Source organism: Rhizobium sp. GCM10022189 (assembly GCF_042656325.1).
GTDB lineage: Bacteria > Pseudomonadota > Alphaproteobacteria > Rhizobiales > Rhizobiaceae > Rhizobium.
Window position 1 is genome coordinate 124,947 of sequence record NZ_JBHSOR010000003.1, and the last position, 22,723, is coordinate 147,669.

At 61.8% G+C, this 22,723-nt stretch carries 20 protein-coding genes; 14 read left to right on the forward strand and 6 right to left on the reverse strand.

Annotated elements, in window-relative coordinates:
- Positions 1-251 precede the first annotated feature (251 nt).
- The 5 genes from ACFPWW_RS04145 (at position 252) to ACFPWW_RS04165 (ending at position 5,673) form a co-directional block, all read left to right on the forward strand.
- A complete protein-coding gene (locus ACFPWW_RS04145; RefSeq protein WP_112564669.1) occupies positions 252-1,511 on the forward strand; it encodes an ABC transporter substrate-binding protein in 1,260 nt (419 codons plus the stop codon).
- 282 nt (positions 1,512-1,793) lie between these two features.
- Positions 1,794-2,741, forward strand: coding sequence for a carbohydrate ABC transporter permease (locus tag ACFPWW_RS04150; protein WP_112564671.1), 948 nt, complete (start codon positions 1,794-1,796; stop codon positions 2,739-2,741).
- 13 nt (positions 2,742-2,754) lie between these two features.
- Entirely contained in the window at positions 2,755-3,597 is an 843-nt protein-coding gene (locus ACFPWW_RS04155) for a carbohydrate ABC transporter permease (protein WP_112564673.1), read from the forward strand.
- Complete coding sequence (locus ACFPWW_RS04160) at positions 3,594-4,661, forward strand: Gfo/Idh/MocA family protein (RefSeq protein ID WP_377310563.1); 1,068 nt, start codon at positions 3,594-3,596, stop codon at positions 4,659-4,661. The genes ACFPWW_RS04155 and ACFPWW_RS04160 overlap by 4 nt, the downstream gene beginning before the upstream one ends.
- A gap of 10 nt (positions 4,662-4,671) precedes the next feature.
- A complete protein-coding gene (locus tag ACFPWW_RS04165) occupies positions 4,672-5,673 on the forward strand; it encodes an ABC transporter ATP-binding protein (protein ID WP_112703144.1) in 1,002 nt (333 codons plus the stop codon).
- Positions 5,674-5,829: 156 nt separating this feature from the next.
- Here ACFPWW_RS04165 and ACFPWW_RS04170 read toward each other — a convergent pair whose 3' ends face one another.
- From ACFPWW_RS04170 to ACFPWW_RS04190, 5 genes are all read right to left on the reverse strand, one after another.
- Entirely contained in the window at positions 5,830-6,891 is a 1,062-nt protein-coding gene (locus ACFPWW_RS04170) for an ABC transporter ATP-binding protein (RefSeq protein WP_112703145.1), read from the reverse strand.
- Positions 6,892-6,903: 12 nt separating this feature from the next.
- The gene (locus ACFPWW_RS04175) at positions 6,904-7,692 is read right to left on the reverse strand and encodes an ABC transporter permease (protein ID WP_112564681.1); all 789 of its coding nucleotides are present in this window, start codon (positions 7,690-7,692) and stop codon (positions 6,904-6,906) included.
- The gene (locus ACFPWW_RS04180) at positions 7,689-8,582 is read right to left on the reverse strand and encodes an ABC transporter permease (protein ID WP_377310566.1); all 894 of its coding nucleotides are present in this window, start codon (positions 8,580-8,582) and stop codon (positions 7,689-7,691) included. Before ACFPWW_RS04180 ends, ACFPWW_RS04175 begins: the two co-directional genes overlap by 4 nt.
- A 76-nt stretch (positions 8,583-8,658) precedes the next feature.
- Positions 8,659-9,762 carry an ABC transporter substrate-binding protein gene (locus ACFPWW_RS04185; RefSeq protein ID WP_112564685.1) on the reverse strand — a complete coding sequence of 368 codons (1,104 nt, stop codon included), beginning with the start codon at positions 9,760-9,762 and terminating at the stop codon, positions 8,659-8,661.
- A 189-nt stretch (positions 9,763-9,951) separates the two neighbouring features.
- The gene (locus tag ACFPWW_RS04190) at positions 9,952-10,824 is read right to left on the reverse strand and encodes a MurR/RpiR family transcriptional regulator (RefSeq protein ID WP_377310569.1); all 873 of its coding nucleotides are present in this window, start codon (positions 10,822-10,824) and stop codon (positions 9,952-9,954) included.
- 177 nt (positions 10,825-11,001) lie between these two features.
- On the opposite strand from ACFPWW_RS04190, the gene ACFPWW_RS04195 reads away from it, so the two are divergent.
- From ACFPWW_RS04195 to ACFPWW_RS04225, 7 genes are all read left to right on the forward strand, one after another.
- Positions 11,002-11,772 carry an N-formylglutamate amidohydrolase gene (locus tag ACFPWW_RS04195; protein ID WP_377310570.1) on the forward strand — a complete coding sequence of 257 codons (771 nt, stop codon included), beginning with the start codon at positions 11,002-11,004 and terminating at the stop codon, positions 11,770-11,772.
- 120 nt (positions 11,773-11,892) lie between these two features.
- The gene (locus ACFPWW_RS04200) at positions 11,893-13,440 is read left to right on the forward strand and encodes an amino acid permease (protein WP_112703147.1); all 1,548 of its coding nucleotides are present in this window, start codon (positions 11,893-11,895) and stop codon (positions 13,438-13,440) included.
- Positions 13,441-13,586: 146 nt separating this feature from the next.
- On the forward strand, positions 13,587-14,951 hold the full coding sequence (locus tag ACFPWW_RS04205; RefSeq protein WP_377310572.1) for a glutamine synthetase family protein: 1,365 nt from the start codon (positions 13,587-13,589) through the stop codon (positions 14,949-14,951).
- A 101-nt stretch (positions 14,952-15,052) separates the two neighbouring features.
- Positions 15,053-16,438 (forward strand): aldehyde dehydrogenase family protein, encoded by a 1,386-nt coding sequence (locus tag ACFPWW_RS04210; RefSeq protein WP_377310574.1) that lies wholly within the window; start codon positions 15,053-15,055, stop codon positions 16,436-16,438.
- Positions 16,435-17,589: an iron-containing alcohol dehydrogenase gene (locus ACFPWW_RS04215; RefSeq protein WP_112564695.1), complete on the forward strand. Its 1,155-nt coding sequence runs from the start codon at positions 16,435-16,437 to the stop codon at positions 17,587-17,589. The genes ACFPWW_RS04210 and ACFPWW_RS04215 overlap by 4 nt, the downstream gene beginning before the upstream one ends.
- A 237-nt stretch (positions 17,590-17,826) precedes the next feature.
- Positions 17,827-18,537, forward strand: coding sequence for an AAA family ATPase (locus ACFPWW_RS04220; protein ID WP_112703150.1), 711 nt, complete (start codon positions 17,827-17,829; stop codon positions 18,535-18,537).
- Positions 18,538-18,663: 126 nt separating this feature from the next.
- Positions 18,664-19,779, forward strand: a complete 1,116-nt coding sequence (locus ACFPWW_RS04225; protein WP_112753296.1) for a helix-turn-helix transcriptional regulator — start codon at positions 18,664-18,666, stop codon at positions 19,777-19,779.
- A 6-nt stretch (positions 19,780-19,785) separates the two neighbouring features.
- Here the strand turns inward: ACFPWW_RS04225 and ACFPWW_RS04230 are convergent, their stop codons facing one another.
- Complete coding sequence (locus ACFPWW_RS04230; RefSeq protein ID WP_377310577.1) at positions 19,786-21,171, reverse strand: L,D-transpeptidase; 1,386 nt, start codon at positions 21,169-21,171, stop codon at positions 19,786-19,788.
- 256 nt (positions 21,172-21,427) lie between these two features.
- Here ACFPWW_RS04230 and ACFPWW_RS04235 point away from each other — a divergent pair, with 256 nt between their 5' ends.
- Together ACFPWW_RS04235 and ACFPWW_RS04240 are read left to right on the forward strand one after the other, a co-directional pair.
- Complete coding sequence (locus ACFPWW_RS04235) at positions 21,428-22,267, forward strand: DUF4432 family protein (RefSeq protein WP_377310579.1); 840 nt, start codon at positions 21,428-21,430, stop codon at positions 22,265-22,267.
- 83 nt (positions 22,268-22,350) lie between these two features.
- On the forward strand, positions 22,351-22,689 hold the full coding sequence (locus ACFPWW_RS04240) for a TIGR01244 family sulfur transferase (protein ID WP_112564702.1): 339 nt from the start codon (positions 22,351-22,353) through the stop codon (positions 22,687-22,689).
- The last annotated feature ends 34 nt before the right edge of the window (positions 22,690-22,723 follow it).

Sequence of the window (22,723 nt, forward strand, 5' to 3'; positions counted from 1 at the left end):
ATCCGCATGGCCGGCGTGGCTGGCGGACGGCGCGGCATCTTCCCAGGCTTTCCCTCATTTTCTGGCGCCCGGTTCAGCGTATCGGGAGGGCGCAGCGTCCGGCGGCAGGCTAGCGCCTTGTCTGCCGGCAGAGCTTCGGGGCCGGCAGTCTTGGCGGCTCCAAAAGGGGCGTTGGGTGTTTCCTCAGACACGCCAACTGCTTGTTTCAGATCAAAAACAGCGCCTAACGGCGCTTAAAACAGGAGAGGGAAATGAAAAACACTGCTCTGAAAAGCTTGCTGCTGGCTTCCAGCCTGCTGTCGTCGGCGGGTCTCGTTCATGCCGCCGACGTGACGCTCACGGTCGAAAGCTGGCGCAACGACGACCTGCAGATCTGGCAGGAAAAGATCATCCCGGCTTTCGAAGCCAAGAATCCGGGCATCAAGATCGTCTTCTCGCCGACCGCTCCGACCGAATACAACGCTTCGCTGAACGCCAAGCTCGATGCCGGCTCTGCGGGCGACATCATCACCTGCCGTCCGTTCGACGCTTCGCTCGAACTCTTCAACAAGAAGCAGCTCGTCGACCTGACCAGCCTGTCCGGCATGGAAAATTTCTCGCCGGTCGCCAAGGCCGCCTGGTCGACGGACGACGGCAAGTCGACCTTCTGCGTGCCGATGGCTTCGGTCATCCACGGCTTCATCTACAACAAGGATGCCTTCGACAAGCTCGGGATCGCTGTTCCGAAGACGGAAGACGAGTTCTTCGCCGCCCTCGACAAGATCAAGGCCGACGGCACCTATATCCCGCTCGCCATGGGCACGAAGGATCTCTGGGAAGCCGCAACCATGGGCTACCAGAACATCGGCCCGAACTACTGGAAGGGCGAAGAGGGCCGCGAAGCGCTGATATCCGGCAAGCAGAAGCTGACGGATGCCGAATGGGTCAAGCCCTATGAAGAGCTTGCCAAGTGGAAGCCCTATCTCGGCGACGGTTTCGAAGCCCAGACCTACTCGGACAGCCAGAACCTCTTCACGCTCGGCCGCGCCGCCATCTATCCGGCCGGTTCCTGGGAAATCGCGCTGTTCAACACGCAGGCGCAGTTCAAGATGGGCGCCTTCCCGCCGCCGGTTCCGAAGGCCGGCGACCAGGGCTACATTTCCGACCATCCGGATATCGGCGTCGGCCTGAACGCCAAGAGCACCCACCAGGAAGAAGCCAAGAAGTTCCTCACCTGGGTCGCTTCGCCCGAGTTTGCCGATATCTATGCAAACGCACTGCCGGGCTTCTTCAGCCTGAATTCCAACCCGGTCAAGATGAGCGATCCGCTCGCTCAGGAATTCGTTTCCTGGCGCGGCCCGTACAAGTCGACCGTCCGCTCGACCTATCAGATCCTGTCGCGCGGCACGCCGAACCTCGAAAACGAGACCTGGGTTGAATCGGCAAACGTCATCAACGGCACGGATACGCCTGCCGCTGCTGCCGAGAAGCTCCAGAAGGGTCTGGACAGCTGGTACAAGCCGGCAAAGTGATGTGAAGGAAAACCCCTCCGCAACCCCTCCCCACAAGGGGGAGGGGCTTCGCGCGCCGCAGGTGTTGCGGTTCCGGCAGGGAGGGGATCGCGCCCAAAAGTCTTCTTCCCCCTTGCGGGGAAGAGGTCCGGCTGGCCGGAAGGGGTCTTTTGTCATGTCACAGGCATGGCAATTCGCTATAGCGAAGCGACACCTGAGAGATGGACAAAGTTCAGCTTTTCGGCCCCAGTTTCGATCCGTGCTGTGCTTCCATGCCAGTCAATAACAACAAGGCGAGTGCTAATGAGCGAAGCCGACAACGCAGTCGACGTGGTCCCGATCAAGCGTCCGATACGCTGGCATATCGGGATTTTCCTTCTTCCGGCCTTCATCGTCTATTCGGCGATCATGATCCTGCCGCTGATCGAAACGCTCCGGCTTTCCTTCTACAATACGGTCGATGGGGCCTCGACCTTCGTCGGGCTCGCCAATTACAAGGTTCTCTTCGGCGATCCGCGCTGGGTGCATGATTTCTGGAATGCGCTGCGCAACAACGTGATCTTCTTCATCATTCACATGTGCGTGCAGAACCCGATCGGTATTGCGCTGGCGGCACTGCTTTCGACGCCGCGCCTGCGCTTCGTCGCTTTCTACCGCACGGCGATCTTCCTGCCGACGCTGCTGTCCTTCGTCATCGTCGGCTTCATCTGGAAGCTGATCCTGTCGCCGATCTGGGGTGTCGCGCCCTGGCTGATGAGCCTCGTCGGCCTGAAATGGGCCTTTGCGCCCTGGCTCGGCCAGTCCGGCCCGGCGCTGATCGCGGTCTCGCTGATCTCCAACTGGCAATATATCGGCATCCCGATGATGCTGATCTATGCCGCACTTCTGAGCATTCCCGAGGAAGTGATCGAGGCTGCCGAATGCGACGGCATTACCGGCTGGGCGCAGTTCTGGAAGATCAAGCTGCCGCTGGTGCTGCCGGCGATCGGCATCATCTCGATCCTGACCTTCGTCGGCAATTTCAACGCCTTCGACCTGATCTATACCGTGCAGGGGGCGCTTGCCGGCCCCGATATGTCGACGGATATTCTCGGCACGCTGCTCTACCGCACCTTCTTCGGCTTCCAGCTGCAGCTCGGCGACCGGTCCATGGGGGCGACGATCGCCACTGTGATGTTCCTCATCATCCTTGCCGGCGTGTCCTTCTATCTTTTCGCCATCCAGCGGCGCATGCGTCGCTACCAGTTCTGAGGAGTGTGAGCCTATGTCGAACAGAGCGCGCACATCCCCCATCCGCACCGGCCTCGTGCATCTGGCGCTGATCGCCTATACGCTGATTGCCGTCTTCCCGGTGTTCCTGACGATCGTGAATTCCTTCAAGGACCGCAACGCGATCTTCCGCTCGCCGCTGCAGGTGCCGACACCCTCGACCTTCAGCCTGATCGGCTATCAGACCGTGCTGGGGCAGGGTGACTTCGCCACCTATTTCCAGAACAGCTTCATCGTGACGATCGTTGCGATCTTCCTCGTGCTGCTGTTCGGAGCGATGGCGGCTTTCGCGCTGTCGGAATATCGGTTCAAGGGTAACACCCTTATGGGCCTCTACATGGCGATCGGCATCATGATCCCGATCCGCCTCGGCACGGTCGCCATCCTGCAGGGCATGGTGGCAAGTGGCCTCGTCAACACGCTGACGGCGCTGATCCTCGTCTATACGGCGCAGGGCATCCCGCTTGCGATCTTCATTCTCTCGGAATTCATGCGCACCGTCTCCGACGACCTGAAGAATGCCGGGCGCATCGACGGGCTCTCGGAATATGCGATCTTCTTCCGCCTCGTGCTGCCGCTGGTGCGGCCGGCCATGGCGACGGTCGCGGTCTTCACCATGATCCCGATCTGGAACGACCTGTGGTTCCCGCTGATCCTGGCACCGTCCGAAGCGACCAAGACCGTGACGCTCGGCTCGCAGATATTCATCGGCCAGTTCGTGACCAACTGGAACGCGGTTTTGGCGGCGCTGTCGCTGGCGATCCTGCCGATCCTCGTTCTCTACGTCATCTTCTCGCGGCAGCTGATCCGCGGCATAACCTCGGGAGCCGTCAAGTGAGCCAATCCGAAAAGCCGATCCGCGTACTCGTTGCCGGCCTCGGCAATATGGGCCGCAGCCATGCGCTCGCCTATCACAACAATCCGGGCTACGAGATCGTCGGTCTCGTCAATCGCTCCAAGCCGAGCCAGCTGGCGCCCGAGCTGGAGCAGTACACGATCCATTCCGATTTCAAGACGGCGCTTGCCGAGCTGAAGCCGGATCTCTGCTCGATCAATACCTATTCCGACAGCCATGCCGATTATGCGGTTGCCGCCTTCGAGGCCGGTTGCGACGTCTTCGTCGAAAAGCCGCTGGCAACGACGGTTGCCGATGCCGAACGCGTCGTTGCAGCCGCGAAGAAGGCGAAGAAGAAGCTGGTGATCGGCTATATCCTGCGCCACCACCCCTCGTGGATCAAGCTGATCGAGGAAGCGCGCAAACTCGGCGGTCCCTATGTCTTCCGCATGAACCTCAATCAGCAGTCCAGCGGCCCGACCTGGGCGACGCACAAGTCGCTGATGCAGACGACCTCGCCGATCGTCGATTGCGGCGTCCACTATGTCGACGTCATGTGCCAGATCACCGATGCCAGGGCGGTCGAAGTGCGCGGCATGGGCCTGCGCCTGTCGAACGAGATCGCGCCCGACATGTATAATTACGGGCACCTGCAGGTGCTCTACGAAGACGGTTCCGTCGGCTGGTACGAGGCCGGCTGGGGGCCGATGATTTCGGAGACCGCCTTCTTCGTGAAGGACGTCATGTCGCCGAACGGTGCCGTTTCGATTGTCATGGACCCGAAGGCGAAGTCCGACGATATCGACACGCATACCAAGACCTCAGTCATCCGGCTGCACACGGCAGAAACGGGGCCTGACGGCAAGTTCATCCGTCCCGATCAGGACATGACCATGACGGGCGAGCCCGGCCACCAGCAGCTTTGCGACCTGGAGCAGGCCTTCGTGCTGCGCGCCGTGCGCGAGGATATCGACCTTACCCGCCATATGGAGGATGCCGTGGCTTCGCTGCGCATCTGCCTTGCCGCTGACGAAAGCGTGCGCACCGGCCGACCGGTTAGACTATAAGGAAAGACTAGTGGGATCGCTTCAACTCAAATCCATCCGCAAGGCCTACGGCACGCATGAAGTGCTGAAGGGCATCGACCTTGAGGTCAAGGACGGCGAATTCGTCATTTTCGTCGGCCCGTCCGGCTGCGGAAAATCGACCCTGTTGCGCAGCATTGCCGGCCTGGAAGACGTCACCTCGGGTGCCGTCATCATCAACGGCAAGGAGGAGACGCTGACGCCGCCGGCCAAGCGGGGCATCGCCATGGTGTTCCAGTCCTACGCGCTCTATCCGCACCTGACGGTGAAGGACAATATGGGCCTTGGCCTCAAGCAGGCGGGTACCGCCAGGGACGAGATCGAAAAGCGCGTTACCAGGGCCTCGTCGATGCTGTCGCTCGAACAGTATCTCGCCCGCCGCCCGTCCGAGCTTTCGGGCGGCCAGCGCCAGCGCGTGGCAATCGGTCGTGCGATCGTGCGCGAACCGGAACTCTTCCTGTTCGACGAGCCGCTGTCCAACCTCGATGCGGCGCTGCGCGTGCAGACGCGCCTTGAAATCGCCCGCCTGCACCGCAGCCTCAAGGCGACGATGATCTACGTCACCCACGACCAGGTCGAGGCCATGACGCTCGCCGACAAGATCGTGGTGCTGAATGCCGGCGCGATCGAGCAGATCGGCTCGCCGATGGAACTCTACAATCGCCCGGCCAATGTCTTCGTTGCCGGTTTCATCGGTTCGCCGCAGATGAACTTCATCCCCGGCGACAAGGTGGGCGACGGGCAAGCCAAGACGGTCGGCATCCGGCCGGAGCATCTGACGCTCTCGCGCGACAGCGGCACCTGGAAGGCGAAGACCGTGCATGTCGAGCATCTCGGTGCCGACACCATCGTCTACCTGGAATCCGAGCAGTGCGGGCTCATCACCGCGCGTCTCTTCGGCGAGCATAAGTATGAGCCGGACGAGATCGTCTATGCGACGCCGGATGGCACGCATATCCATCGCTTCGATGCAAACGACAGGGCGATCCGCTGATCGCTGGTCGAGTGAGGAAGCCCCGCCATCGAGCGGGGTTTTCTGTTCTTGAGACGCAAGCGCCTTCAACCGGGAACCGGGCGCATGACGCTGCGCTCGCAGCAAACGAAAAAGGCGCCGTGCGGCGGCGCCTTCATCGCGAGCCATTCTGTCCGATCAGTCGCGGATAACGAGCAGGTCGGCGGCCATGAAGCGCAGCGTTACGGTTTCGCCGGCCGACGGCGGGGTGACGCCGGGGCTGTTGAACATGTCGAAGGAGATGACGTTGCCGCCGACATCCATGCGGGTGCGGATGACCGAACCGAGGAAGTGGGCGGAGACGACCTGACCGGTGAGCGCCGTATCGCTGCGCGCGCCTTCGGCGAGCGAGCCGGCTTCCGGACGCAGCGCCAGCTGGACGGTGTCGCCGGCCTTGTAGGTCTGGACCGACTGCTTCAGCGTGACACCCTGATCGCCAATCTGGATGCGGTTGCTGTCGGGATCGACCACCTTGGCTTCGATGAGGTTCAGCGTGCCGACGAAGGAGGCGACGAAACGCGTTGCCGGCGTGTTGTAGATCTCGTAGGGCGTGCCGATCTGGTCGGCCTTGCCGGCGTTCATGACGACGATGCGGTCGGAGATCGACAGCGCTTCTTCCTGGTCGTGCGTGACGAAAACCGTGGTGATGCCGAGCGACTGCTGGATCTGGCGGATTTCCTCGCGCAGCGATACGCGGATCTTGGCGTCGAGAGCCGACAGCGGCTCGTCGAGCAGCAGGACCTGCGGCTTGACGGCCAGGGCACGGGCAAGGGCGACGCGCTGCTGCTGGCCGCCCGACATCTGGTAGGGGAAGCGGTCGGCCAGATGCTCCAGCTTGATGAGGCCGAGCATTTCCTTGACGCGCTTGTCGATTTCCGGCTTTGCGGCGCCCGCGACCTTCAGGCCGAAGGCGACGTTGTCATGCACCGTCATGTTCGGGAAGAGGGCATAGGCCTGGAAGACCATGCCGATGTTGCGCTGGTTCGGCTTCAGCGCCCGCTGGTCCTTGCCGTCGATGGTCAGCGTGCCGCCGGTCGGCGTTTCGAAACCGGCAATCATGCGCAGAACGGTCGTCTTGCCGCAGCCGGAGGGGCCGAGGAAGGAGATGAACTCCCCTTTCTCGATGTTCATGTTGAAGTTCTTGACGACCTGTGTCTGGCCGAAGGATTTCTGAATGTTGGTCAGCGTAAGAAAAGACATGAGCCAAATACCTTATGCTTTAGCCGGGCGGGCTTTGCCAAAGCGTGAAACGAGGTTGAGCAGGCCCATGCTGAGCCAGGTGATCGAGAATGCGATAACTGCGAGCGCAGACGGCTCATAGGCCTTGTTCGCACCGACGAGCTGCAGGTAGGGGCCGAAGGCCGGGCGGTTCAGAAGGGCTGCGAAGGTGAATTCGCCCATGACGATCGCGAGCGTGATGAACGCGCCCGAGAGCACGCCGCTCATGACGTTCGGGAAGATGCATTTGAACATGATCGTCGTCCAGCTGGCGCCGAGGCTTTCGGCCGCTTCCGTCAGCGTGCGCACGTCGATGGCGCGCATGGCGGTATCGACCGAGCGGTACATATAGGGCAGCGAGAGCGTGATGTAGGAGATGACGAGCAGGATGTTCGTTCCTGTCGTGAAGCCCGTCAGCGGCAGGATCGAGGACGAGTTGTACATGCGCAGATAGCCGAAGACGATGACGATCGCCGGGATGACGAGCGGCAGCAGCGTGATGAATTCGACGATCTGGCGCATCTGCGGAACGCGCAGGCGAACCCAATAGGCCGTCGGCACGACGAGCAGCATGCCGAAGACGATGGTCAGCAGCGCCATCAGCATCGAATAGCCGAAGGTTTCCTGGAACTGCGGGTCGGAGAAGACGGAGCGGTAGGCATCGAAGCTGTAGACACCGCGGCGCATACGCAGCGAGAATTCCAGCGTGCCGAGGAGCGGTACGAAGAAGTAGATCGCACCGATGATGATGGCGATCCAGGCGCCGATACGTTGTCCGGTCATTTCTGCCACCGTTCGGCGCGCATGCGCAGCATGAGATAGAGGACGTTCGAAACGCCGGTGATGACGATCATGCCGAGCGCGATCGCGTAACCGAGGTTCGCGTTGTGAAGCACGTCGCCGCGGATCTGCGCATAGAGCAGGATCGGGACGATGTTGAGCGACGAACCGGTCAGCGCGTAAGCCGTGGCGATAGCACCGAAGGCGTTGGCGAAAAGCAGCAGCGTCGTGCCGAGCAGGCTCGGCCACAGGATCGGCAGGGCGACCATGGTCCAGTACTGGCGGTTGGTGGCGCCGAGGATCTGGGAGGCTTCGCGCCATTCCTTTTTCATGCCGTCGAGAGCCGGCGTCAGGATCAGCACCATCAGCGGGATCTGAAAATACATGTAGGTGATGGTCAGGCCGAAGAAGGACAGCAGGTTGAAGCCCGTGCCGTAGAGATTGAAACCGAAATAGTCGCGCAGGATGACGGTCGCGAGACCCGTGCGGCCGAGCGTTGCCAGGAAGGAGAAGGCGAGCGGGATGCCGGCGAAGTTGGAGGCCACGCCGGAGAAGGTGAGCAGCGTCGAGCGGACCCAGGTCGGCAGGCCGCCGAGCACGACGGCCCAGGCAAGGAAGAAGCCGATCAGCGCGCCGCCGAGGGCGGAAGCCACCGAAACCTTGATACTGATCCAGTAGGCGCTGAGGATCGACGGCGTGAAAAGGTCGCCGATGTTCCTGAAAGTGAATTGTCCCTCGGGCGTAAAAAACGCGCCCACGACCAGGTAGAGCGTCGGTATGATCAGGAATAACAGCGAGAATATAATGAAAGGCGCAATGCCCAGCCAGTCGATCACTCTGTCTTTGTTGATCAAGGGCGCGGCGCTGACCATAGGCGTTGAAACTGTGCTCATGGAAAAGCTCTTCCTGGGGCCACGGAACGAGAAAGGCCTCCCCGTCGATTAGAGACGGAGAGGCCGGGTCAGTCAATTACTTGACGTTGGCGCCTACAACGCTGTCCCACTGCTTGGTGATGACGGCAGCACCGGCGTTCTGTTCTTCAACAGAGGGGAAGACGGCCTTTGCGTAGCCTTCAGCCGGCGGCAGCTTGTCGAGCAGTTCCTTCGGAACCAGGCCCTTCTGGGCGAGGTCGTTGAAGCGGATCGGGTGGCAATAGCCCTTCAGCCAGCCGATCTGGCCTTCGTCCGAGTACAGGAATTCCATCCAGAGCTTGGCAGCGTTCGGATGCGGAGCGAAAGCGGAGATTGCCTGGACGTAAACGCCGGCAACAACGCCCGTCTGCGGAACGACGACTTCGACCGGCGGGTTGCCGTTCAGGCTGTCGCGCCATGCGAGGCCGTTATAGTCCCAGCCGATGACGATCGGGGTGGAGCCCTGAGCGAGCGAGGCGGACTTGCCGATAACCGGAACGAGGTTGCCGGCCTTGTTGAGGTCGCCGAAGAACTTCAGGCCAGCTTCACCGGCCTTGGCGGCATCCTTTTCACCGGCAGCCAGGCCAGCGGCGTAAACAGCCTGGTAAGCCTGGTTGGAAACGCGCGGGTCGCCAGCGAGCGAAACGGTGTTTGCGTATTCCGGCTTCTTCAGGTCGGCCCAGTCCTTCGGGACGTTCTTGACGATGTCGGTGTTCACGATGAAGGTCAGGGCACCGTAATAGTCGCCGTACCAGTAGCCTTCGGCGTCCTTGGCGGAGTCCGGAATGGAATCCCAGGTGGAGACCTTGTAAGGCTGGATCAGGCCGTCCTTCTTGGCGGACGGACCGAAGGAGAGGCCGACGTCGACAACGTCGGGAGCCTGCGGGCCGGTGTTGCCCTTGTTGGCCTTGATGGCTTCGATTTCGTCGCCCGAACCGGCGTCCGGGTTCAGTTCGTTGACTTCGATGCCGTACTTTGCCTTGAAAGCAGCGATCAGATCGCCGTAACCGCACCAGTTGTGCGGCAGAGCGATCGTCGTCAGCGTGCCTTCCTTCTTGGCGGCAGCGATAAGATCGGCGCTCGGTTCGGCGGCTGCGATCGCAGTCGAAGCTACGATCATCGCAGTAGAAAGCGAAAGCAGTCGAGAAATGTTAGAGATCACTGTTGTTCTCCTTCGGGTTTTCAGTGTCCGATGTGCTGTTACTGTCGTTAGATGAAGCTTGTATGACAGTTGCATGACGTTAATTTTGCCATGAATAGCAGGCGCTTGCGGCAGATGTTTCGTTTGCGACAGGCTGTTCTGTTTCCGCGAAATCCGTCATTGTTTTTGCCCTTGTTTTAGTTCTCCCTCCTAACCGGGTTTGCGGAAAAGCCGGGTCTGTTCGAACAGGCCTTCCAGCGTTTTCATGCGCTCCTTCGTCTCGTCCCAGGTCGAATTCTGCACCGCTTCGATGAGCGCCTCGACGATGAAGAGCGTGACGACGGAGGAATCCCATGCCGACGGCGCCTCGATCTGCACGCGAAAGGCGTGGCGGGCGAGCTTGGCTGCGGGCGAGGCCCACTGGTCGGTAAAGACGACGATCTCGGCGCCGCGCTTGGCTGCGGCGGTGGCAAGGCTCACCATTTCCTGCTCGTAGCGGCGGATATCGAAGATGATCAGCAGGTCGCCCGGATTCATATTGAGGACATATTGCGGCCAGCTCGACGAATTGGAGGAGAGCAGGGCGGTGTTCGGGCGGATGACCTGCATATGGGTGAAGAAATATTCCGCAAGCGCGCCGGTGATGCGGCCGCCGACGAAATAGAGCGTGCGCTTGCGGTCCGAGAGCAGGGCGACGACATTGTCGAAGGTCGCGGTGTCGAGATCGCTGAGCGTCTGGCGCAGATTGCCCATGATGGCATCGGCGAAACGGTTCAATATATGCGTGCCGGGCGCGTTCTGAGCCCAGCGGTCGTGCTTGGCGATGGGGTTGGAAATCGTCGCCTCGACTTCCTGATGCAGGTGCTGCTGGAAATCGGGATAGCCCTTGTAGCCGAGCTTCTGGACCATGCGCACGACCGTCGGCGTCGATACGCCGGCATTTTCGGCGATGGTGGTGATGCTGCCGAGGCCCGAAACGGGATAGTTGTCGAGCAGGCTTTCGGCCAATTGTTTTTCAGCGCGCGTGAGCACGCCGAGATGCGAATGAATGACGTCCGAAACGGTCTTGGCCGCGACACTCACGTGATTTTGCTCCCCGGGATGGTCTGGCGCCACTTTCCCACCGAAAGTTAACAACGCTGTCACAATCCATGTCAATGACTGTCATGAAAAGAAATTTTCAGAGTGTGCTTGACACTCTCGTGAAGCTGAAGAATTCTTTTCTTATAAAGAATTTATTAAGCGATGGGGGAGGTGCCGTTGGTGCTGGCTCAGGCCCGAATTCTCAGCGAAGCGGACGGTGATTGCGTCGCAATCGAACGCGCTCACGGCCAGAGCCCGGTGCTGCTGGTCTGCGAGCATGCATCCCGCACGCTTCCTGAACATTTCGGCAATCTCGGCCTCTCCGACGAAGCGCTGTCGAGCCATATCGCCTGGGATCCGGGCGCGCTGGCCGTTGCCCGCGCCATTTCGTCCGCTCTGGATGCGACGCTGATCTACCAGCGCTTCTCCCGGCTGATCTATGACTGCAACCGGCCGCCGGACTCGCCGGGCGCCATGCCCGAGGTCAGCGAGATCTATGCGATACCCGGTAACAAGGATTTGAGCGAAGACGAGCGCAAGGCCCGCACGGAGGCGCTCTACCTGCCCTTCCATGACGGGGTGCGCGCGCTGATCCGCGACCGGCAGGCGAGGGGGCAGGATAGCGTGATCGTGACGATCCACAGCTTCACTCCGGTCTATAATGGCAGGCCGCGCGCCGTGGAGCTCGGTATCCTCCACGACGAGGACAGCCGCCTTGCCGACCGCATGCTGGGTTTTGCGGCCGAGGCGCCGCTTTACCGCACCGAACGCAACGAACCCTACGGACCGGAGGACGGCGTCACGCACACGCTGATCCTGCACGGCATTTCCAACGGGCTTCGCAATGTCATGATCGAGGTCCGCAACGACCTGATCGCAGACGATACCGGCCAAGGGGTCGTGGCCGACTATCTCACAAGGCTGCTCCAGCAAAGCCTGGACGCCTGAATAAAAAGAAGACCCCGGGGAGCAGTTTAACTGCGAACAGCCCGCAAGGCGAAAAGCCACGGGCACTATTGGCACAGGATCGCCGGCAATCCCGCGGGCGATTGTCAACAGGGGGAAGTCATGTCGGACTATTCCGAAAGTGATAAGAAGCAGGATATGCATATCCTGCATTCCATGGGCTATGCCCAGGAACTCGAACGGCGGATGAGCTCGTTCTCGAATTTCGCCGTATCCTTCTCGATCATCTGCATCCTGTCGGGCGGCATCAACTCGCTCGCGCAGGCAACGGCGGGTGCCGGCGGTGCCGCCATCGGCATCGGCTGGCCGCTCGGCTGCTTCGTTTCGCTCGTCTTTGCCGTCGCGATGGCGCAGATCAGCTCCGCCTATCCGACGGCGGGCGGCCTCTATCACTGGGGGTCGATCCTCGGCAACCGCTTCACGGGCTGGCTGACCGCCTGGTTCAACCTGCTCGGTCTCGTCACCGTTCTCGGCGCCATCAACGTCGGCACCTATTATTTCTTCATGGGGGCCTTCGGCACGAGCTATCTCGGGCTGACGGACACGACGGTGGTGCGCATCGTCTTCCTGGTAATCATCACCGGCGCGCAGGCGCTCGTGAACCATATGGGCATCGGGCTGACCGCAAAGCTTACGGACTTCTCGGGCTACCTGATCTTCGCAACCGCGATCGTGCTTGCCGCCGTATGCCTGCTTGCCGCACCGTCCTACGAGTTCGGCCGCCTCTTCACCTTCGCCAACTATTCCGGCGAGGCTGGCGGCAACGTCTGGCCGGCGACCTCGGGCGTCTGGGTGTTCCTGCTCGGCCTGCTGCTGCCGATCTACACGATCACCGGCTACGACGCCTCGGCCCATACGTCGGAAGAGACCGTCAAGGCGGCGCATTCCGTTCCGCGCGGCATGGTGTCCTCCGTGCTCTGGTCGGCGCTCTTCGGCTACATCATGCTGTGCGCCTTCGTTCTGATGCTGCCCAATATGGACGACGCGGCAAAGCAGGGCTGGAACGTGTTCTTCTGGGCGATGGACACGCAGGTCAATCCGGTCGTGAAGGACATTCTCTACCTCGCGATCCTCGTCAGCCAGTGGCTGTGCGGCCTTGCAACCGTCACCTCGGTTTCGCGCATGATCTTCGCCTTCTCGCGTGACGGCGGCCTGCCGGCCTCCAAGGCGCTGTCGAAGGTCAGCCCGAGTTACCGCACGCCGGTTGCCGCCATCTGGACGGGCTCGATCCTTTCGGTGCTGTTCGTCTGGGGTTCGTCGCTGGTTTCGATCGGCGAGACGCCGGTTTACACGATCGTCGTGTCGTGCACGGTCATCTTCCTGTTCTTCTCCTTCGCGATCCCGATCACGCTCGGCCTGTTCGCCTGGGGAACCTCGAAGTGGGACAAGATGGGGCCATGGAATCTCGGGGAGGGCATGTTCAAGCTTTTCGCCGTTCTCTCCATCCTCGCCATGGTCCTGATCTTCGTGCTCGGCATCCAGCCGCCGAACGACTGGGCGCTCTACATCACGGTCGGCTTCCTTATCCTGACGGGCATCGTGTGGTTCGGCTTTGAAAGCCGCCGCTTCAAGGGTCCGCCGATCGGCGAGGAAGTGGCAAGGCGCCAGGCCGAAATCGCAGCGGCCGAGAAGGCCGTCGGCGAAGTCTAAGAACTGAGGCTTCCCTCTCACATGGCGGGGCCGCACCGTGCGGCCCCATCACGGTTCAACGAAAAGGCATCGGGCGGGTTTGTCCCGGCGGTCGCATGCCGTTTCGCTGTCCCGATTTCCCAGGTTCAATTTCAGGCGGATACATCATGAGCAGCTACACTCTCGACGATCTCAGACAGGACGTTGCCGACGGGCGCATCGATACGGTGCTGGCCTGCCAGGTGGACATGCAGGGGCGCCTGATGGGCAAGCGTTTCCAGGCGGAATATTTTCTCGAAAGCGCCTGGAAGGAAACGCACAGCTGCAACTATCTGCAGGCGACCGACATGGAGATGGAAACCGTCTCCGGCTACAAGGCCACCAGCTGGGAAAAGGGCTACGGCGACTATACGATGAAGCCGGACCTTTCGACGCTGCGCATCATTCCCTGGCTCGAAGGCACGGCGCTCGTGCTCTGCGACGTGCTGGACCACCATACGCACGAGGAGGTTGCCCATTCGCCGCGCGCGATCCTGAAGAAGCAGGTCAAGCGCCTGGAGGCCATGGGCATGAAGGCCTACATGGCCTCGGAACTCGAATTCTTCCTGTTCGACCAGACATACGAGGCGGCGCAGGCGTCCGGCTACCGGAACCTGAAGCTCGCCAGCGCCTATAACGAGGATTACCACATCTTCCAGACGACCAAGGAAGAGGAGGTGATGCGGGCGATCCGCAAGGGGCTGCAGGGCGCCGGCATCCCGGTCGAGAATTCCAAGGGCGAGGCATCTGCCGGCCAGGAAGAAATCAACGTGCGCTACGCCGACGCGCTCACCATGGCCGACCGGCATGCGATCATCAAGAACGGCTGCAAGGAAATCGCCTGGTCCAAGGGCAGGGCAATCACCTTCCTCGCCAAGTGGCACTACAATGCCGCCGGCAGCTCCTCGCATATCCACCAGTCGCTCTGGAGCCTGGAAGAAAAGCCGCTGTTCTTCGACCATACCGGCCATCACGGCATGTCGCCGCTGATGCAGAACTATATTGCCGGCCTGCTCAGCCATGCGAGCGAGATCACCTATTTCCTCGCGCCCTATATCAATTCCTACAAGCGCTTCATGGCCGGCACTTTCGCGCCGACCAAGGCGGTCTGGAGCAAGGACAACCGGACGGCCGGCTACCGCCTCTGCGGCGAGGAAACCAAGGCGATCCGCATCGAGTGCCGCGTCGGCGGCTCCGATCTCAACCCCTATCTCGCCTTCGCGGCGCTGATCGCCGCCGGCATCGACGGTATCGAGAAGAAGCTGGACCTGGAGGCGCCCTATGTGGGCGATGCCTATTTCGGCAAGGATATCCGCGAGATCCCGCGCACGCTGCGGGCCGCCACCAAGGCGATGACGGAATCGGAGATGCTGCGCGCAGCCTTCGGCGACGAGGTGATCGACCACTATACGCGTGCGGCCGAATGGGAGCAGGAAGAATACGACCGCCGCGTGACGGATTGGGAAGTGGCGCGAGGCTTCGAGAGAGCTTAAGAACATATCCGAAGCGGAAAGCCGCGCCCCCGGATTCTCCTGATGAGGAGGGCGTGGGCGCGACATTCGCGACGGCCCAGAAGAAAACAGGATTTTTGATCATGACAATGATCCAATGCATTTCGCCGGTCGACGGCTCCGTTTATGCGGAGCGTCCGGCTCTGTCGCTCGACGCGGCCAAGGAAGCGGTAGCGCGTGCGCGCAAGGCGCAGAAGGCATGGGCCAGACGCCCGCTCGAAGATCGCGTCCAGCTGGTGCTGAAGGGTGTCGCCCGTCTCAACGAGATGTCCGATGTCGTCGTGCCCGAGCTTGCCTGGCAGATGGGCCGGCCGATCAAATACGGCGGCGAATATCGCGGCTTCAACGAGCGTTCCAACTACGTCGCCTCGATTGCCGCCGACGCTCTGGCGCCGCTCGTCGTCGAAGAGAGCGACAGGTTCGAGCGCCGCATCGAGCGCGAAGCCCATGGCGTCGTCTTCGTCGTGGCGCCCTGGAACTATCCTTACATGACGGCGATCAACACGATCGCCCCGGCGCTGATGGCCGGCAACACGGTCGTGCTCAAACATGCCTCGCAGACGCTGCTCGTCGGCGAGCGGCTGGTGCAGGCCTTCGCGGAGGCCGGGATTCCCGAGGATGTGTTCCAGAACGTCTTCCTCGACCACGAGACGACCTCGGCGCTGATTGCCGCCGGCAGCTTCAACTTCATCAATTTCACCGGCTCGGTCGAGGGCGGCCGCTCGATGGAGCGCGCCGCGGCCGGCACCTTTACCGGCCTCGGCCTGGAGCTCGGCGGCAAGGATCCGGGTTATGTGATGGAGGATGCCGATCTCGATGCCGCTGTCGATACGCTGATGGACGGGGCGACCTATAATTCCGGCCAGTGCTGCTGCGGCATCGAGCGCATCTACGTGCATGAATCGCTCTATGACGCCTTCGTCGAGAAATCGGTCGCCTGGGTGTCGAACTACAAGCTCGGCAATCCGCTCGACCCCGAAACGACGCTCGGCCCGATGGCGCACAAGCGCTTCGCCAAGGTGGTGCGCGAGCAGATCGCCGATGCGGTTGCCAAGGGCGCCAAGGCGCTGGTCGATCCCAAGCTTTTCCCGGCTGATGACGGCGGCGCCTATCTCGCGCCGCAGATCCTCGTCAATGTCGATCATTCCATGGCCTTCATGCGCGAAGAGACCTTCGGCCCGGCCGTCGGCATCATGAAGGTCAGGAACGACGATGAAGCGCTGGCGCTGATGAACGACAGCCAGTACGGCCTCACCGCCTCGCTCTGGACCAGGGATGCGGAGCGGGCAGGGCGGCTTGGCCGCGACATCGAAACCGGCACCGTCTTCATGAACCGCGCCGACTATCTCGATCCGGCGCTGTGCTGGACCGGTGTGAAGGAAACCGGCCGCGGCGGCTCGCTGTCGATCATCGGCTTCCACAACCTGACGCGCCCGAAATCCTACCACCTGAAGAAAGTCACAGCATGAGCAGCGCCAACATCACCGCCAACTGGAGCTATCCGACATCAGTCAAGCTCGGCCGCGGCCGCATCAAGGAACTGGCCGACGCCTGCAAGAGCCTCGGCATGAAGAAGCCGCTGCTCGTCACCGACCGCGGCCTCGCCGCGATGGCCATCACCCGGAACGCGCTCGACATTCTCGAAGATGCCGGCCTCGGCCGGGCGATCTTTGCCGATGTCGATCCGAACCCGAACGAGAAGAACCTCGAAGCCGGCATCAAGGCCTTCCGTGACGGCGGCCATGACGGCGTCGTCGCCTTCGGCGGCGGCTCGGGCCTCGATCTCGGCAAGTGCGTCGCCTTCATGGTCGGCCAGACGCGCCCCGTCTGGGATTTCGAGGATATCGGCGACTGGTGGACCCGCGCCAGCGTCGAAGGCATCGCGCCGATCGTTGCCGTGCCGACGACGGCCGGCACCGGCTCGGAAGTCGGCCGCGCCAGCGTCATCACCAATTCGGCGACGCATGTGAAGAAGATCATCTTCCACCCGAAGTTCCTACCGGGCGTCGTCATCTCCGATCCGGAACTGACGGTCGGCATGCCGAAGATCATCACCGCCGGTACCGGCATGGATGCCTTCGCGCATTGCCTGGAAGCCTATTCCTCGCCCTTCTACCACCCGATGTCCGCCGGCATCGCGCTGGAGGGCATGCGGCTCGTCAAGGAATTCCTGCCGCGCGCCTATAAGGAGGGCACGGATCTCGAAGCCCGCGCCAACATGATGTCGGCCGCCGCCATGGGTGCCGTCGCCTTCCAGAAAGGGCTTGGCGCCATCCACGCGCTCTCGCACCCGATCGGCGCCGTCTACAACACCCATCACGGCATGACCAATGCCGTCGTCATGCCGGCAGTATTGCGCTTCAACCGCCCGGCGATCGAAGAGAAGATCGGACGCGCCGCTGCCTATCTCGGCATATCGGGCGGTTTCGACGGTTTTTACGACTACGTGCTGAAGCTGCGCTCGGAACTCGGCGTGCCGGAAAACCTTTCTGCCATGGGAATCACCCCCGACAGGATCGACGAACTGGCGGCAATGGCGATCGAGGACCCGAGTGCGGGCGGCAATCCGGTTGCGATGACGCTGGAAAATACCAGGACTCTGTTCAAGGATTGTTTCTGAACAGACAAGAGGCGGACCTGCAAACTGGCCCGGAAAGCCTTGGCTTTCCGGGCTTTTTTGCGTTTCAGGGCGTCCGTTTTCCAGAGGATGCGAGAAATCGAGGCCGCAATTTCGGCGGGCGCGTTTAGAATTTGTTAACCACGATTGGAAAGGATGGGTTAACCGCACGATGCTCCGACAGTGCGAATAGAAAAAGAGCGATGCCGGCTCGCGCCATTCCCCTTCGAGGACTCACATATGCCAGTCATCACATTCGCAAATACCAAGGGCGGCGCCGGCAAGACCACGGCCGTATTGCTGCTTGCCACCGAGCTTGCCCGCCAGGGCTACCGCGTCACCATCCTCGATGCCGATCCGCAGCACTGGATTTCGCGCTGGCACGAAATCTCCGGCCATGTGCCCAATATCAGCGTCATCGATTTCGTCACGACGGCCTCGCTGCCGCAGCACATCAGCGAAAACAAGCAGAATACCGATTATTTCATCGTCGACCTGCCGGGCGCGCGCAATCCGCTGCTGGCGACGGCCGTCGGTCTTTCCGACCACGTGCTGATCCCGATCCAGGGCTGCGCGATGGATGCCCGCGGCGGCGCCCAGGTTCTCGAACTGCTGCAATATCTCGACGAGAAGGCGGGCATCAGGATCGGCCATTCCGTCGTGCTGACCCGCGTCAATTCCATGGTCACGACCCGCGCGCTGCAGCTCGTCAAGGCATTGCTGAACGAGCGACATGTGCCGGTTCTCGACACCGCGATCATCGAACGCTCGGCCTTCCGCGACATTTTCGATTGCGGCGGCACGCTGCACACGATGGACCCGATGCGCGTCAGCAACCTCGACAAGGCCCGCGAGAACGCTCACTGTTTCGCAGAGGAAATCATTCGCAAGGTGCCGGGCCGGCTTCCGGTGGCAGTTCGGCTGGCAAATGCGATGGGCCGCGCCGCCTGACCAGAATATCCGAGTAGAAAATTGATGCCTCGGCTTTCGCCGGGGCATTTTCTATTTGAAATTACATTTGCTCGCTGATGTAATGATTGGCAGATTGCAAGAATCCCTTCATCGGCGAAGAAATGCATGAGCATCACGCGGCAAGTCGACGACAAGCTTATCGATTCCATCTACGGAATCGTTTTCGGTGAAGAGCGATGGGATAGGTTCCTGACGGAACTGAACGGATTGCTGCCGGGCGGGGGGACCAGCCTGTTCTACCATGACGCGGCGCGGGCGGAGGGCTCGTCGCAATTCCACATCAACATGGATCAGGCCTGGATCGACACCTATTCGCGTTATTACTGCCGGCTGAACCCGTGGATATCGGGCCTGAACGCCACGCCCACCGGGCAGGGGGCGATCGGCGAGGATTTCATATCCTATGCGGAGCTTTCCAGGACCGAATTCTTCAACGACTTCTGGCACCGGCACGAGGGGCACGGCGCCGTCGGCATGGCGATCCTGCGGGAGGGGAGCCGGTCCTTCAATCTTTCGATCACCACGACCCGCTGGACCGATCCGGACGAGAGCCGGGCCTGTGCCGCACTGCTGACACGGATCGGGCCGCACCTGAAGCGCGCCTTTGTCGCGGTCGAATCCGGCGGCCGGCAAAAGAGCCCTTCGGAGATCGACGGGCGCCTGTTCGATGCCATCGGCGTCGGCGTGCTGCTGCTGAATTCGGAGCGGCGGCTGGTCTCTGCCACCGCCATCGGGGAGGCGGTGCTCGAACAGGGGCGCGGTCTGTGGCTGTCCCCGCTCGGAATCCTGCATCTTGCCGACAGGGATGCCGATGACCGCCTTACGCTGATGCTGCGGCACGGGGAGGAGGCGGAGCGCCAGCAGACGGTCATGGCCGATGGCCGGAAGATCACCCTGCTCAAGCTCGAAAAGAGCCGCCAGCCGCGATTTTTCGAGCGGCCGGTCGTCGCCATCCTGATCGAGCCGAAACAGACTGCCACAGGGCTGAGCGACGAGAAACTGCGCCGCGATTTCGGCCTCACGCCGGCCGAAATCAGGGTGGTGAGGGCGCTGATTTCGGGAGGCTCGGTTGCGGGTCTGGCGGCCGAGACCGGGCGTTCGCGGGAGACGATCCGCTCGCAGGTGCGGTCCGTCTACATGAAGACGGGCACCAGGAAGCAGGTGGAGCTCTTGCGTCTCATCCAGCTCGGCGAGCGCCCGGCCGGGACACCGGGCGAATAGATTTCCTCAATCGACGAATTCGACCGTCACGCCGGGCTTGACCATCTTGGCAAGCTCCGTCGCGTCCCAGTTCGTCAGGCGGATGCAGCCGTGGCTCTGGGTGCGGCCGATCCTGGAAGGATCGGGCGTGCCGTGAATGCCGTAGGTGGGCTTGGAAAGCGCCATCCAGACGGTGCCGACCGGGCCGTTCGGGCCGGGCGGGATCTCAAGGATCTTGTCGTTGGCGCCCTGCTGGAAATTGATCTTGGGATTGTAGGTGTAGCCCGGATTGAAGGCGACGCGCTCGACCGTCACGGTGCCGGACGGCGAAGGCGTGTCGGTGGAGCCGATCGAGGCGGGATAGGCGGCAACGAGATTGCCGGCGTCGTCATAGGCGAAGACCTGCTTGCGGCCCTTGTCGGCAAGGATCTTGGTGACGATGCCGGTCTTGTTCTCGCCGGGATTGACCACCTTGATGACGGTGCCGGGGATCGTGAAATCGACGCCGGGGTTCATTTCCTTCAGGAAGTTCTCGTCCATGTGGAAACGTTCGGCGAGCGCTTCGGTGACCGACGTATAGGCGAGCGACGGCAGCAGCGCCTTCTGCGAATAATCTTCCGGGATCTGCGCCACATAGGGGCCGGCGGCATCGGCGTCCGTGATCGTGTAATTGACGACCGGCAGGCCGCCGTTCATGCGCAGGTCTTCGAGGATCGTATCCGTATTGTTCGGATCGAGCTTGGTGCCGGTCATCTGTTCGTAGGCGTAGATCGCCTTGGTGACGTTGGAGCCCATATGGCCATCGATGACGCCGGGCGAAACGCCGGAACGGTCCAGAAAGACCTGAAGCGCGACGATCTCGGGCTTCGACTTGTCCTTGAGGGTGATTACAGGCTCCTGCGGCGCCGGGCGCGGTTCGTCGGCCGGCGGAATCTGCTGATCGGGCTCGACTGCCGCGTAATCCTCCTGGCCCTGCTGATCGCCCGGATAGGGCTGATCCTCGAGCGGCCGGCGCTCGATCGCCGCATCCTGCGGAATGGAGCCGGTGACCGGCCCGCGCTCGGAATAGCGCGTGTCGCCGTAAGGGTTCTGGTCGGGATAGTAGGGATCGTTGTTATAGGCGTCGTTATAGGCTTCGCGGGTGGTGCGCGGCGAATAATAGCCGCGGGCGCGCATTTCGGTAGCGACGATATTGCCGTAGCGGTCGATCAGCACGCGGTTGCCGCGATAGTCGTGGGCATAGACGAAGCCGCGACCGGGCGGCACGTAATCGAGGATTTCGCCGCTCGGCGTCACCAGCACGATGTCGCTTCTGTTGCGGCCATATTGCTGCGCGTCGGCCCGCGGGGCGACGGCGGCGAGCGCAAGAAGCATGGCCGAAAGGGAAAGGGCCGATTTCATAAAGCGATTCACGACTCACACCTCGATCAGTGGCTCGGCAGACACACACCTGCGAATCTTGACGCTAGTGTGGAAATTTTGAAGCCGTGCTGAACAAAACATAAAAACAGCAGTATTTCGCGTTTACTCATAAACGCTTGCGCGAAAATGACGTTCCCGTGAAGTCGCCGGTTGCGGCCTTTCCTGTTGCCGCTTTTGCCGGCCGATTGACTAGGCTGGCACCACCACCTAACCCTACGGCAGCCGAGAATCCCGGGAGGACAGACCGATGATCGAATTTGCCGCCGCGCGCGGGCCGCGCCTGATGCTGGATGAAACATCGGTTCTCGATATCGGCGGCTGCGTCGTGGAAGGCGTCGATCTCGCGCCGAAACGCGCCATTCCCGACGATGGCGATGCGCGAATCGATCACTCCCTGGAAGGCTTTCTCTTCACCTGCGGCCCCGACCATATCCGCCATCGCCAGCCGATACCGGGCGCTGACGGCAAGATCTATCCGCTGCATGGCTCGGCCTCCGGTCACGCGGCCAGGATCTTGCGGACGACGTTCGAAAACGGCAATGCCGAATGCCGTGCCGATATCGACATCACCACGGTCGAAGGCCTGCCGCAGCGCATCGAACGCCTGTGGCGGATCGACGGGGCGACGGGCGAGGTCTTTCTGGAAGACCGCGTCGTCAATACGAGCGACCGCACGGTGCCGACCTTCCTGATGTATCATATGAACATCGGCGGCAAATGGCTGGACGCGGGGACACGGCTCGAAGGCGAAATGCTGGACGGAGGCGGTTTTCCCTGGACCTTCGGCGAGGAGCCGGGCGGCATCTTCTGCGTCGAGGCGCCTGCCACGGTCGATGGTTTTGCCGAAGTGCGGCTCGGTCCGATCGCCGCCGTCAACGGCAGGACGCTGCGGGTGCGCTTTCGCGCCGATACGCTGCCGCATCTGCAGATCTGGCGGAACCAGAAGGCGCCGGCCCATATTATCGGCATCGAGCCGGTGTCGCACCGCTGGGTGCTGCGCGATGAACTGGAGGCGGCCGGCGAATTCAACTGGCTGAAGCCCGGCGAAAGCCGCAGCTACGGATTGCGTTTCGCGTTCGTCCAATGAAGGGGCGTTCGGTGAAGACGTGTTGACGCCTCCGGGTGTGCGTCGTAGACCTTCAGCCCACCATTTTCGAGGAGATTGAGACGATGGATATCCGCCAGATCGACGATGAATACTCCGTTTCCGGCCAGATCACGGTTGACGAACTCGACCAGATCAAGGCGCTCGGCTTCAAGTCCATCGTCTGCCATCGTCCGGATGGCGAAAGCCCGGACCAGACGCCCTTTGCCGTGATCGAAGCCCGCGCCAGGGAGCTCGGCCTGCAGATCACCCAGGTGCCCGTCGGCCCGATGGGCGTGACCGAAGAAGCCGTGCAGGGCATGGTGGACGCGCTCGACGAATTCGAGCGCCCGATGCTCGGCTATTGCCGCTCCGGCGCACGTTCGACGGCAATCTATCAGAAGACGCATCACATCCGCGCCTGACCCGGCTTTACCCGGAGCAATCCTGCGCCGCTTT